The 13,645-nt window shown below is 72.5% G+C and carries 10 protein-coding genes; 9 read left to right on the top strand and 1 reads right to left on the bottom strand.

All coding sequences use genetic code 11. The features are described 5' to 3' along the window. Positions 1-88: 88 nt before the first annotated feature. Positions 89-1,042 (bottom strand): TauD/TfdA dioxygenase family protein, encoded by a 954-nt coding sequence (locus ACSMXR_RS06160; RefSeq protein ID WP_364888772.1) that lies wholly within the window; start codon positions 1,040-1,042, stop codon positions 89-91. Positions 1,043-1,567: 525 nt separating this feature from the next. Here ACSMXR_RS06160 and ACSMXR_RS06155 point away from each other — a divergent pair. From ACSMXR_RS06155 to ACSMXR_RS06115, 9 genes are all read left to right on the top strand, one after another. Next, positions 1,568-2,773 carry an ROK family transcriptional regulator gene (locus tag ACSMXR_RS06155; RefSeq protein ID WP_137232066.1) on the top strand — a complete coding sequence of 402 codons (1,206 nt, stop codon included), beginning with the start codon at positions 1,568-1,570 and terminating at the stop codon, positions 2,771-2,773. Between the two features lie 101 nt (positions 2,774-2,874). Continuing rightward, positions 2,875-2,946, top strand: coding sequence for a putative leader peptide (locus ACSMXR_RS06150; RefSeq protein ID WP_326674653.1), 72 nt, complete (start codon positions 2,875-2,877; stop codon positions 2,944-2,946). Positions 2,947-3,194: 248 nt separating this feature from the next. Then, a complete protein-coding gene (locus ACSMXR_RS06145) occupies positions 3,195-4,808 on the top strand; it encodes an ABC transporter substrate-binding protein (protein ID WP_473171386.1) in 1,614 nt (537 codons plus the stop codon). A gap of 1 nt (position 4,809) precedes the next feature. Continuing rightward, complete coding sequence (locus ACSMXR_RS06140; protein ID WP_218528004.1) at positions 4,810-5,754, top strand: ABC transporter permease; 945 nt, start codon at positions 4,810-4,812, stop codon at positions 5,752-5,754. A 5-nt stretch (positions 5,755-5,759) separates the two neighbouring features. Next, a complete protein-coding gene (locus tag ACSMXR_RS06135; protein WP_218528005.1) occupies positions 5,760-6,665 on the top strand; it encodes an ABC transporter permease in 906 nt (301 codons plus the stop codon). Continuing rightward, complete coding sequence (locus ACSMXR_RS06130) at positions 6,662-8,554, top strand: dipeptide ABC transporter ATP-binding protein (RefSeq protein WP_473171385.1); 1,893 nt, start codon at positions 6,662-6,664, stop codon at positions 8,552-8,554. The genes ACSMXR_RS06135 and ACSMXR_RS06130 overlap by 4 nt, the downstream gene beginning before the upstream one ends. After that, on the top strand, positions 8,551-9,486 hold the full coding sequence (locus tag ACSMXR_RS06125) for a formylglycine-generating enzyme family protein (RefSeq protein WP_473171384.1): 936 nt from the start codon (positions 8,551-8,553) through the stop codon (positions 9,484-9,486). Before ACSMXR_RS06130 ends, ACSMXR_RS06125 begins: the two co-directional genes overlap by 4 nt. Continuing rightward, the gene (locus tag ACSMXR_RS06120) at positions 9,483-11,309 is read left to right on the top strand and encodes a sulfatase-like hydrolase/transferase (RefSeq protein WP_473171383.1); all 1,827 of its coding nucleotides are present in this window, start codon (positions 9,483-9,485) and stop codon (positions 11,307-11,309) included. Before ACSMXR_RS06125 ends, ACSMXR_RS06120 begins: the two co-directional genes overlap by 4 nt. Then, complete coding sequence (locus ACSMXR_RS06115) at positions 11,306-13,624, top strand: arylsulfatase (RefSeq protein WP_473171382.1); 2,319 nt, start codon at positions 11,306-11,308, stop codon at positions 13,622-13,624. The genes ACSMXR_RS06120 and ACSMXR_RS06115 overlap by 4 nt, the downstream gene beginning before the upstream one ends. Positions 13,625-13,645 lie beyond the last annotated feature (21 nt).

Here is a 13,645-nt window from a genome sequence, read left to right as displayed (position 1 = left end):
GATCCGGACTGTCCTGTTCAGGACGCTACCGCCCGGGAGGCCGGGTGCGCATGGCAGGGGAGGCGTGACGACCGTGGTCAGCTCGTGGTCAGGCCGCCGTGGACGCTCCGGACGCGATGCCGAACGCCGGGTCGGGGACCTCCTCGGGCGAGATCAGCGTGGAGGAGCGGCCGTCGACGCCGACGGGCACGTCCCCGTCGACGGTGACGCGGCGGAGCTTGCGCTCGTGGGCGTCGGAGTCGTCGACGCCGTAGTGCTGGGTGGCGCGGTTGTCCCAGATCGCGACGTCGCCGGCCTGCCACTGCCAGCGCACGGTGTTCTCGGGCCGCTCGATGTGGGACTGGAAGAGATTCAGGAGCGTACGGGAGTCCTGGCCGGTCAGCCCGGCGATCCGCTGGACGAAGTTGCCCAGCAGCAGGACGCGTTCGCCGGTCTCCGGGTGGACCCGCACCACCGGGTGCTCGGTGAGGAACTTCGTCGAGGTGAACACCTCCTTGTACTGCTTCAGCGCCTCCGGCACGGCCTGCGGGCGCAGCGCCGCGTAGTCGTAGTCGTTGGAGTGCACGGCCCGCAGCGAGTCGGCGAGGACGCGCAGCGGCTCCGGAAGCCCGTCGTAGGCGGTGGCGGTGTTGGCCCACAGGGTGTTGCCGCCGTAGGGCGGGACGACGACGGCGCGCAGGATGGAGAAGGCCGGGTAGGCGGGCACGAAGGTGACGTCGGTGTGCCACTGGTTGGCCCGGCCGCCGTGGTCGGAGTCGATGCCGAGGGAGTAACGGCCGTCGGCGGACGGGACGGTGGGGTGCGCGACCGGAGCGCCGAGCAGCCGGCCGAACGCCTCGTGGCTGTCCTCGTCCAGGTGGTCCTGGCCACGGAAGAAGACGACCTTGTTGGCCAGCAGCGCGGAGCGGATCTCCGCGACGGTCGCGGCGTCGAGGTCGCCGCCGAGCCGCACTCCGGAGATCACGGCCCCGAGCCGGCCGCCGACTTTCCGGACGGTGAGGGTGGACGCGGTGGAGGCGGGCGCGGTGGTTGCCGAGGACATGGCGGGTTCCTTTCGGGTACCAAGACCATCCATTGATTAATCTTGGAGCGGAATTAATTGGGCCAGGGCGAGGCAGGAGCGGGGGAGCGGTGGAGCGGGGTGCAGTGAGGTGAGAGGCGTGGCGTGGCGCGGTGTGCCTCAGAAGTGGTGAAGCGGTGCGGCGGATCAGCCGGCGGTACAGCGGCGCGGACACGCAGCCACTGCTGCGGTGCGGCCGGCGTGGGCGGGCCGCGCGTCGGAAACGGCCGTCGCGAACATGCCCCGGAGAATTCCAGCGCCCCGCGCCGCCCGTCAAGCACCGGCCCGCCTCCCGGGCCGCTTCCGGCGGTGGTTGAATCGGCGCTTGCGCACGGCCCGGGACCCGTCCGAGCACATACCGCCGGAACGCCTCTGACCTGCGGTTGTCTCCATGATTCCGGACCGGTGCCGCACCCCGTCCCCCGACCGGGTACGGGCTCCCGCGCGATTTCACGCCGCCGTAACGTTGCGAGCGCCCCCGTGGCGCAGGACCGAAGGAAGGCCCCCATGACCGCCGCCCCCCAGCTCTTCCGGACCGCCGGCGACGGCCGCCGCGAGGCCAACGCCGCGACCGTCCTGCGCGCGGTGCTCGACCACGGGCCCGTCGCCCGGCGGTCGATCGCCGCCCTCTCCGGTCTCAGCCCCGCCGCCGTCTCGCGTCAGTGCACCGATCTCGTCCGCCTCGGCCTGGTCCGTGAACTGCCCGAGCTGGTGGAGAGCAGCGGCGTCGGCAGACCGCAGATCCCGGTCGATCTGAACACCGGTGAGGACGAGGGGCCGGTGGCGGGCGGCGTCCACATCGGGGTGCCCGGATCGACGTTCGGCCTGCTGGACCTGCGGGGCCGGCTGCTCGCCCGCCGCACCTTCCCGCACGAGGGCATCGGCCCGGGCGAGCTGTCCGGCCGGGTCCTCGCCGGGCTGCGGACCTTCCTCGACGAGGCGGTCCGGGGCCGCCGGCTGCTGGGGGTCGGCGCGGCGCTCGGCGGCTGGGTCGATCCCGCGCTCGGCACGGCGGTACGGCACGACGCGCTGGGCTGGCACCAGCGGCCGCTCGCCGCCGAACTCTCCCGCGGCTTGGGCGGAATCGACGTCCGCATCGACAACCACGCCCGCGCCATCGCCCAGTCCGAGATCCTTTTCGGGCACCCCGCCGCCCGCCGCAGCCTGGTCCATCTCTTCATCGGCAACGTGGTCGACGCGGCCCTCGGCATCGCCGGGGTGGTCCACCAGGGGCCGGGCTCCGGAGCCGGGGACGTCGCCCATCTGCCCGTACCGGACTCCACGGTCGCCTGCCCCTGCGGGCGCACCGGCTGCCTGGAGGCGACGGCCTCCAACGTGGCGGTCGGCCGGACCGCTGTGCGGCGCGGGATCGTGCCCGAAGCCGATGTGTTCCTGCTGGTGGACGCGGCGGCGGCCGGTGACCGGCGGGCCGACCGGCTGCTGCGCGAGCGGGCCCGCGCGGTGGGCCGGGCCACCGCACTGCTGCTCGACGTCCTCAACCCCGACCTGGTCGTGGTCACCGAGCACTCCAGCCTGCTCAACCCGGAGTACCTGGAGGAGATCCGGGGCGCCGCGGTCGACCTGTCCCATGTCTGCGGTGACCCCGAACGGATCGTCGGTCCGCATGCCGGGATGACCGTCCTGCCCGTCGCGGGCGGCACGATTCTGCTGAACCCGCTGTTCAGGAGCCCGTTGACGGCCTTCGAACGGTAGGCGTGCGTAACGGAGCAGGAGGGGACTTCGTACCAGGATCCGGACAGACCCGGTTGACCTCCCGCCGAAGCCACTGTCATATTGCTCCCGTGAACCCGGACATGCGCCTCGTCTCCCGCAGGCACGTCGACCTCTGTCGGCAGGCCAGCGCGGTCTGTGCCGTCCGCGTCTGACACCGGATCCCCGCACCACCCGCGCCTCCGGGGCCCCGCGCACCCGTGACCTCGCGCCCTGACGTTCGCTGAGATCCGCGAGCTTCCCGTACGTCCGTCGACGACCGCCGGCGATCCGCCGGTGCATCGTCGGCGGTCCGCACCCCGTGCCGATCCCCGTGCTGCTCCGCGCCACCTCCGTACCCCCTGCGTCCGTCGGCACTGAATTGCTCCCGCAGCGGAATTAATTACTCACAGGCAGGCTTCCGATGACCGAGCTGTACCCCACCCCGCCCCCGTCCCCGCTTCCGTCCGCCGGGCCCTCCCGGCGCACCGCCCTGCGTGCCGCGGGCGGCGGCTCCCTGCTGCTCGGACTGGGCCTGGCGGGCTGCCGTTCGGCGGTCTCCGAGGCCTCGTCCGACCCGAAGGAGGCGGCCGGGGCCGCGCCCGAGCGCGGCGGCATCCTCAATGTCGCCATCAACGCCGACTTCACCCCCGCCCTGCTCTTCGCCCAGAGCGGCCAGTCGCTCCAGCAGCGGCTGATCTACAACACCCTCACCCGCTACGACGACGACCTCACCCCGAAGCCGGAACTCGCCACCTCCTGGACGTACGCGAAGGACGGGCGCGGCATCACGCTGAGCCTCCGCGACGACGTGACCTTCCACGACGGCCGGGCCTTCACCGCCGACGACGTGATCTTCGCCGTGAAGAACCTCCAGAACCCGGTCCGGGCCGCCCAGTTGCGCAGCACGGCCGCCGCGATCACCGGTTTCGAGAAGCGCGGCGACCACGAGCTGGTCCTCAAGCTCGCCCACCCCGTGAACAACCTCTTCGACCTCTTCGAATTCATGATCATCACGGATGAGAAGAGCGTCGAGGAAGCCGTCACCGGAAAGAAGCTCATCGGCACCGGACCGTTCCGGCTGAAGAAGTGGAGCCCCGGCTCCGGCCTGACCCTGACCCGTAACGACCGCTACTGGCTGCCGGACCGCCCCTACCTCGACGGCGTGGAACTGCGCGTCATACCCCAGGCCGACGCGCTGATCTCGTCGCTGCGCTCCGGTCAGTCCCAGCTCTCCTTCCATGTGCCCGGCAAGAGCCTCGGCACCGTCAAGAGCGACTCCCGGCTGAGGATCGTCGACTACGACACCGGGGCGGGCGCCGCCTACCTCGGCGTCAACACCACCGTCGCCCCGCTGAACGACCGAACCGTACGCCAGGCCCTCGCCTGGGCCGTCGACCGTGAGCGGCTCCTCGCCCAGACCCTCGGCGGCTACGGAATCGCCTCGGCCGCCCCGTGGCCCAAGTCCTCGCCCGCCTTCAGCGAGGCACACCGCACCCACTACACCCACAACCCCGCCAAGGCCCGCGAGCTGCTGAGGTCGGCCGGGCATCGCAAGCTCGAACTGCCGCTGCTGCACATCGCGTTGCCCGGTGAGACCGCCATCGCCGAATCCATCCAGTACGACCTCAAGCAGATCGGCGTCCACGTCACCCTGGAGCCGACCGACGGGGCCACCGCGCAGAAGAAGCTGATCTCGCAGCAGATGCCCGCCCTGTGGTCCATGGGCCACGGCTTCGCCCAGGTCCAGCCCTCCACGCTCGCGGTGAGCGCCTATCCGTTCAACGAGGCCAAGAACACCTCCAAGTACCGCTCCCCGGCGTACACGAAGGTCGTCCGGGAGGCCTGGACGAAGCCGGAGTCGAGCGTGGCCGAGGCCAACGCCCTGCACGAGAAGATCTCCGGCATCCTCCTGGAGGAGGCGTTCATCATCGACCTCGTCGTCCGCGGCCAGGTCGAGGTCAGCGCCGGCCGGCTGCACGGCGTCGCCCAGAACAAGTTCTCCTATCTCAACCTCGACGACGCCTACCTGGTGTGACATGCGCAGCTATCTGCTGAGGCGGCTGCCCTCCGCCCTCCTCGTCCTGTTCGCCGCCTCCTTCCTCATCTTCGCCATCCTGCGGCTCGTCCCCGGCGACCCCGCGACCTCCCTCGCCGGGCCCGACGCCTCCCCGGCCACCGTCGCCGCGATCCGCGACCGGCTCGGCCTCGACGCGCCCCTGGTCTCCCAGTACGCCCGGTGGATCGGCTCGCTGCTCACCGGCGACCTCGGACCCTCGTACGCGATCGGCGGCGAGGTCTCCGACCTGATCGGCGACGGACTCGGTGCGACCGCCGAACTGACCGTGGCCGCCCTGCTGTTCGTCATCGTGCTCGGTACGGCCTTCGGCATCCTCGGGGCCGTCTCGCGCAGCCGCTGGGTCCGCAGTGCGATCCGGGTCACCACGACCGCCGCGCTCGCCGTGCCGCCGTTCGTCAGCGGGGTGCTCCTCGTGGTGCTGTTCGCCGTGGTCCTCGGCGTCCTGCCGCCGGGCGGCCGGGTGGCCTTCCTCGACGCCCCCGACCTCGCCGCGCAGTACCTGCTGCTGCCCGCGCTCTGCCTCGCCCTGCCCAGCGCCGCCGTCCTCGGCCGCTACCTCAAGGACGGGATCGAACGCGCGCTGGCCGAGGACTACATCCGCACCGCCACGGCCGCCGGAGTCGCCCCGCGCCGACTGCTGTGGCGGCACGCCCTGCCCAACGCCCTCCCGCCCGTCGTCACCCTGCTCGGCATGCAGACCGGACACCTGCTCGGCGGAGCCGTCCTGGTCGAGGCGATCTTCGCCTGGCCGGGCCTCGGCCAGCTCGCCGAACAGGGCCTCCAGCGCCGCGACTACCCCGTCGTCCAGGACCTGCTGCTCCTCCTGGTCGCCGTGTTCGTCGTCGTCCAACTGCTCACCGACCTCGTGTACGCCTGGCTCGACCCCCGGATCAGGTGGGAGTGACCGCCATGACCTCGACCCCCGACCTCGCCCCGGCGTCCCCGGAGGCCCTGCCCGACAGCCCGCGGAAACCCGTGAGCGCGCGTAAGGCCGTACGCCCCCGCCACCCCTACCGTGCCGCGCTCTCCACCGCCCGCGCCCGGACCGGCCTGGTCCTCGTCGGCGTGGTGGTCCTCGCCGGACTGCTCGCCCCGCTCCTCGCCGGTCACGGGCCCACCGACCAGAGCGGCCAGAGCCTCGCCGCCCTCGGCACGCCCGGCCACCCGCTCGGCACCGACGACCTCGGCCGCGACCTGCTCAGCCGAGTGCTGTACGGCATCCGCGCCGACCTCGGGATCATCGCGATCGCCGTCCCCCTCGGCGCGGCCCTCGGCTGCCTGTTCGCCCTGGCAGCGGCGGCGCACCCGGTCGCCGACACCCTCGTCCAGCGGGTCTTCGACCTCGTCCTGGCCTTCCCGGGCCTGATCCTCGCGCTCGCCGTCACCGCGATCCTCGGCCCCGGCCGGCTGCCCGTCGTCCTGGTCATCGCGCTCGCCGAGATCCCGGCGTTCGGACGGCTGCTGCGCGGCGGGATCCTCGTCCAGCGGGAGCGGGAGTACGTCACCGCCGCCCGGGTCGGCGGCAGTTCGGGCCCCCGGGTGCTCGTCCGGCACATCCTGCCCAACGCCGCCGACCCGCTGATCGTCCAGATCGCCGTGTCGCTGACCGTCGCCGTCTTCATCGAGGGCGCGATGAGCTTCCTCGGCGTGGGCGTCCGGCCGCCGGAGCCGACGCTCGGCTCCGTCCTCAGCCAGTCGATGCCCTACCTCGACCAGGCCCCGCACTTCGCCGCCGGGCCGCTGATCACCGTGACCGCGCTCGTCCTCGGACTCTCGCTCATCGCCGAGGCGCTCAACCGGGAGATACGCCGATGACCGCACCGGACTCCGCCTCCTCGCGGCCGCCTCGCGAACTCCTCGAAGTCCGCGACCTCGGCGTCGACTTCACCGGCCCCGACGGCTCGCCCCTGCACGCCGTGCGCAACCTCTCCTTCACCCTGCGCCGGGGCGAGACCCTCGCCGTCGTCGGCGAGTCCGGCTCCGGCAAGTCCACCACCGCGCTCGCCCTGACCCGGATGCTGCCCGGCACCGGCCGCATCGCCACCGGCTCCGTCCTGCTGGACGGCCAGGACCTCGCCGCCGCCACCGACGAGGAGCTGCGGGCGGTACGCGGCGCGCGCATCGGCATGATCTTCCAGGACCCGATGACCGCCCTGAACCCGGTGCTCAGCGTCGGCCGCCACCTCGACGAAGTCCTCCGGGCGCACGGCGGGGAACGGGGCAGGCGAGCCCGCGACGCACGCCGGGCCCGCGCGGTCGACCTCCTGGACCGGGTCGGCATCCCCGAACCCCACCGCCGTATCGACGACCACCCGCACCAGTTCTCCGGCGGCCAGCGCCAGCGCATCCTCATCGCCATGGCCCTGGCCGGCGAACCGGACATCCTGCTCGCCGACGAACCGACCACCGCACTCGACGCCACCGTCCAGGAGCAGATCCTCACCCTCCTCGCCGACCTCAACCGCGAGACCGGCACCGCCCTCGTCCTCATCACCCACAACATGGGCGTCGTCGCCCGCTCCTGCGCACGCGTCCTCGTCATGTACGGCGGCACCGTCGTGGAGGACGGGCCCACCGCCGAGGTGCTCACCCGCCCCCGCCACCCGTACACCGCCGGGCTCCTGGCCGCCGTGCCCCGGCTCTCCGCCCCCTCCGGCACCCGGCTCACCGGCATCCCCGGCGCCCCGCCCGACCTCGCGCTGCTCGGCGACGGCTGCGCGTTCGCCGCGCGCTGCACGCTCGTCGAGGACCGCTGCCGTACGGGGACGCCCCCGCTCGTCGAGCTGACCGACGGGGTGCGGGCCGCCTGCCTGCCCGCAGCCGGGCGCACCGAACCGCTGCCCGCGCCCCCGCCGCCCGCCCGGATCGACCGGCCCGCGCCCGGGGCCGTGGTGCTGGAGGCGGAGGGGCTGGTCAAGACGTACCGGCGGCGTGGCGTTCGGGGGGCCGGGTTCACCGCGCTGGACCGGGTGTCGCTGACCCTGGCCGAGGGGGAGACCCTGGGCATCGTGGGGGAGTCCGGCTCGGGCAAGTCGACCCTGGCCCGGGTGCTGGCGCACGCCCACCCCTCGGACGGGGGCACGCTGCGGCTGCGCGGCGAGGACGTCACCCGGCCCTCGCGGCGGGCGCTGCACGCGGTGCGCCGGCAGGTCCAGATGGTGTTCCAGGACCCCTACGCCTCCCTCAACCCCCGGATGACCGTAGGGCAGATCGTCGCCGAGCCGCTGATCGCCTTCGGCCTCGGCGACCGGGACGGGCGGGAGGCCCGGGTCGCCGAGCTGCTCACGCTCGCCGGTCTCGACCCGGCCGTCGCCGACCGGCACCCGCGCTCGTTCTCCGGCGGCCAGCGCCAGCGCATCGGCATCGCGCGGGCGCTCGCCCCCGGCCCGTCCGTCCTCATCTGCGACGAACCCGTCTCCGCGCTCGACGTCTCGGTCCAGGCCCAGATCGTCGGCCTGCTCACCGACCTCCAGCGGGATCTGGGCCTCGCCCTGGTCTTCATCGCCCACGACCTCGCCGTCGTCCGCCAGGTCAGCCACCGCATCGCGGTCATGCACCGGGGCCGGATCGTGGAGACCGGCGGCGCCGACGAGGTCTGCGAGCACCCCCAGGACCCGTACACCCGGGCCCTGTTGGCAGCGGCGCCCGAGCCCGTGCCCGTACCCGTGAAGCCGTTGCCGGAGAAGTCCGAGGTGCTCGCGTGAACGCCTGCTGCGCGCCCGGACGCGCCTGTACGGGAGCGTCGACGGCCCTCCTGCCGCTCCCGGCCGTCCGCCGCACTGCCGCCACCACCCGAGGCGTGATGGCCGAACTGCCCGGCGGCACCTTCCGGATGGGCGACGCCTTCGGCGAGGGCTACCCCGCCGACCGGGAGGGCCCGGTGCGGGACGTCACCGTGGCCCCCTTCGCCATCGACACCACCGCCGTCACCAACGCCGACTGGGCGGCCTTCGCGGCCGCCACCGGCTATCGCACCGACGCCGAACGCCACGGCAGCAGTTACGTCTTCCATCTGCTGGTCCACCCGAAGGCCGCCGAGCGCCACATCCTCGGGCGGGTGCCCGGCGCGCCCTGGTGGCTCGGCGTCGCAGGCGCGACCTGGGACGCGCCGGAAGGGCCCGGCTCCGATGTCATGGACCGGTCCGACCACCCGGTCGTCCACATCTCGTACGACGACGCCCTCGCCTACTGCGACTGGACCGGCACCCGGCTGCCCACCGAGGCGGAGTGGGAGTACGCGGCGCGCGGTGGCCTGGACGGGGCGCGCTATCCGTGGGGCGACGACTTCACCCCCGAAGGCCGCGAGATGTGCAACACCTGGCTCGGCCGCTTCCCGCACCGCTCGGAGCGGCCCGGCGGCCGCACCGGCACCGTGCCCGTCACCGCGTACGAGCCCAACGGCCACGGGCTCCACAACACCTCCGGCAACGTCTGGGAGTGGTGCGCGGACGCCTTCGGACCCGGTGAGCGCGTCATCCGGGGCGGCTCCTACCTCTGCCACGCCTCGTACTGCAACCGCTACCGGGTCGCCGCCCGCTCCCACAACACCCCCGACTCCTCGACCGGCCACGGCGGCTTCCGTCGCGCCCGTGACCTGGACCCCCTTGATCCTGCGGAAGGACGGAACACCGCGTGAAGGCCGTCATGGTGATGTTCGACAGCCTCAACCGGCATCTGCTGCCGCCCTACGGGGCCGACTGGATCCACGCCCCCAACTTCGCCCGCCTGGCCGACCGTACGGTCACCTACGACCAGTGCTACGCGGGCTCGATGCCCTGTATGCCGGCCCGCCGTGAACTGCACACCGGACGCCACAACTTCCTGCACCGGGGCTGGGGCCCGCTGGAGCCGTTCGACGACTCGATGCCCGAGATCCTGAAGCGGCACGGCGTCTACACCCACCTGGTCAGCGACCACCAGCACTACTGGGAGGACGGCGGGGCCACCTACCACGGCCGCTACAACTCCTGGGAGTTCTTCCGGGGCCAGGAGGGCGACGCCTGGAAGGGCCAGGTCGCCGACCCGGACATCCCGGAGAACCTGCGCGCCACCCGCAACGACCTCTGGCGGCAGGACTGGGTCAACCGGCAGCACCTGGACACCGAGGCGAAACAGCCGCAGACCCTCACCTTCGACGCCGGGCTGGAATTCCTGCGGACCAATCACGCCGAGGACGACTGGTTCGTCCAGATCGAGACCTTCGACCCGCACGAACCCTTCTTCACCCAGGACCACTACAAGGACCTCTACCCGCACGATTACGAAGGCCCGCACTTCGATTGGCCCGACTACAACCGGGTCACCGAGACCGAGGAGCAGGAGAGCCACGCCCGCTACGAGTACGCGGCCCTGCTCTCCATGTGCGACCACTCGCTCGGCCGGGTCCTCGACGCGATGGACGAACACGGCCTGTGGGACGACACCTTGCTGATCGTCTGCACCGACCACGGCTATCTGCTCGGGGAGAAGGGCTGGTGGGCGAAGGTCGTCACCCCCTGGTACGAAGAGCTGGTCCACACCCCGCTCTTCGTCCACGACCCGCGCCGCCCGGACCGGGCCGGCACCCGCGACGGATCGCTCGTCCAGACCGTCGACCTCGCGCCGACCCTGCTGGACTTCTTCGGCGCCGACATCCCGCCGGACGTCCAGGGCCGCCCGCTGCGCGAGACCGCCGACGCGCAACAGCCCAGAGAATCAGCCCTGTTCGGCATGTTCGGCGGCCATGTGAACGTCACCGACGGGCGCTACGTCTACATGCGGGCCTGCCACGACGACACCAACCAGCCGCTGTACGAACACACCCTCATGCCGACCCGTATCCGCGGCCGCTTCACCCCCGAGGAGCTGACCGGGCTGACCCTGGCCGAACCGTTCGCGTTCACCAAGGGCGTGCCCACCCTCCGCATCCCCGCCCGCCCCTCCCCGCTCCTGGGCCCGCAGCGCTTCGGCACCCTCCTCTTCGACCTGGCCGCCGACCCGCGTCAGGAGAAGCCGGTCGTCGACGACGCGGTCGAGCTGCGCATGCTCCGGCTGCTGGTGGAAGGGCTGCGCGAGAACGACGCCCCCGCCGACCAGTACGCGCGCCTCGGCGTCCCGGACGATCCGGACCGGGTGACCGAGGCCCACCTGCTCGTCGCCGCCCAGCGCGCACGGTCGGAAGCGGCCCGCGAACCCGCCGCCCGCTCGGACGAGTTCACCGAGGGCGCGCTCAACCTCCGTACACCGCTGGCGGATCTGCTGGCCGAACCGGCGGCTGCCGACGCGGTCCGCCGGATCGTGCCCGGGCTGCTCGACACCGAGCTGCTGACCGTCCGCGGCGGCTCCACCCTGCTCCAGATCGCCGCCTTCACCGGCCACCCCGGACGCCCCCAGCTCACGGCCGTGGCCGATGAACTGGCCCGGCTGTTCCCGCTGCCCGACGACCACCACCCCCGCCATGACGGAGAGCCCCGCCGATGACCACCGACGCCACCCGACGCGACCCCTACGCCGGCTTCCCCGGCCGGGTCGGCCGCACCTTCGCCGAGTCGGAGCCCTCCTGGCCGCCGCGCACCACCCCCGGCGGCAAGGCCCCCAACATCGTCGTCGTCCTCGTCGACGACATGGGCTACAGCGACATCGGGCCCTTCGGCTCCGAGATCGCCACCCCGACCCTCGACGCGCTCGCCGACAACGGCGTACGGCTCACCAACTACCACACCATGCCGCTCTGCTCCCCGGCCCGCGCCGCCCTGCTCACCGGCCTCAACCCGCACCGCGTCGGCTACGCCATGGTCGCCAACTCCGACCCCGGCTTCCCCGGTTACGGCATGGAGATCGCCGACGACATCCCCACCCTCGCAGAACTGCTCCACGACACCGGCTACGCCACCTACGCCGTCGGCAAATGGCACCTGGTCCGCGACTCCGCCTCCAACGCGGCCGACGACCGGGACAACTGGCCGCTGAACAAGGGCTTCGACCAGTACTACGGCGTCCTCGAAGGCCTCACGAGCCTCTTCCACCCCCACCAACTCGTCCGCGACAACAGCCCGCTGGACATCGACGACTTCGCCGACGACTACTACTACACCGACGACATCACCGACCAGGCCATCTCCATGGTGAAGTCGCTGCGCGCCCACGACCCCGACAAACCGTTCTTCCTCTACCTCGCCCACAACGCCGTCCACGGACCGCTCCAGGCCAAGCCCGAGGACATCGCCCGCCACCGGGGCCGCTACGACGAGGGCTGGGACGTCCTGCGGGAACGCCGCTTCGCCGCCCAGCTCGCCGCCGGACTGCTGCCGCCCGGCACCGAACTGCCCGACCGCAACAGCGAGGCCGGCCTCGACGTCCCCGCCTGGGACAGCCTCACCGAGGAGCAACAGCGGCTCTACGCCCGCTACATGGAGGTCTACGCGGCACTCGTCGACAACATCGACCAGAACCTGGCCCGGCTCACCGACACCCTCGAAGCGCTCGGCGAACTCGACAACACCATCATCGTCTTCACCTCCGACAACGGCGGCACCGGCGAAGGCGGCCTCGAAGGCACCCGCTCCTACTTCAGCCGCTTCGTCCACCACCCCGCCCTGCCCGGCGACTGGACCCCCGACGTCGACCGCGACCCCGAACTGATCGGCGGCCCGCGCAGCCTGGTCCACTACCCGCGCGGCTGGGGCATGGCCTCCAACACCCCCTTCCGGCTGTACAAGGGGCACACGTACGCCGGCGGGGTGCGCGTCCCGTTCGTCCTGTCCTGGCCCAAGGGCGCCCGCGAGGAGCTGCTGGCCCCCGGCGTGCGCACGCAGTACCAGTACGTCACCGACATCGCCCCCACCCTGCTGCGGCTCGCCGGACTCGACCGCCCGGCCGAGCGGCGCGGGATCACCCTCCAGGAACCGGACGGCGTCAGCTTCACCCCGGTCCTCGCCGACCCGGACCACGCCTCCACCCACCCCGAGCAGTACTGCGAGATGACCGGCAACCGCAGCTACTACCGGGGCGGCCACAAGCTCGTCACCCTCCACCGGCCCGGCGCACCCTACGACGACTCCGAGTGGGCGCTGTACGACATCCGCACCGACCCCACCGAGGTCCACGACCTCGCCGCCGAACGCCCCGACCTGGTCAAGGAGTTGTCCGAGGCCTGGGAGGCGGCCGCCTGGCGCAACGGGGTCTTCCCGCTCCCCGACGGCAGCGGGGCCCTCGCTCGCCGCAACCCCGCCGAACAACGCCTCGCCCGCCCGCTGACCCTGCTGCCCGGCACCCCGGAACTGGAGCGCTACCGCTCCTCCCGGCTCATCGCGCTGCGCTCCTTCGAGATCACCGTCGTCATCGACGGGACGGGGGAAGGGGTGCTCGTCTCCCACGGCGACCAGGGCGGCGGCTACAGCCTGTACGTCGAGGACGGGCGGCTGCGCCTGGCCTACAACGAGTACGGCGTCCTGCACGAGACCGACGCCGGGCCGCTCGCCCCGGGCGCACACGTCATCGTCCTCGCCGCCACGGCGGAGAAGGGGCTGCGCTGGTCGTTCACGGTCAGCGTCGACGGCGAGGTACGGGCCACCCCGCCCAGCGTCCACCAGCTCATCGGCATGGCCCCGTTCCAGGGCATCAGCATCGGCGTCGACCGCAAGTCCCCGGTCTCCTGGCCCCTGTTCGAGCGCCACCGGACCTTCCGCTACGAGGGCACCCTGCGCTCGGTCACCTACACCCCCGGCGAACCGGGCCCCGACGCGCCGGAGGCGGTGGCCGCCGCGCTCAAGGAGGCGGCGGCGGCCTTCGAATAGACCCGAGCGGTACGGCCCCGG

It is taken from the genome of Streptomyces sp. DSM 106670 (assembly GCF_055792845.1).
Note: the sequence above shows the minus strand (reverse complement) of the source record. Positions and strands in the feature narration are given on the sequence as shown.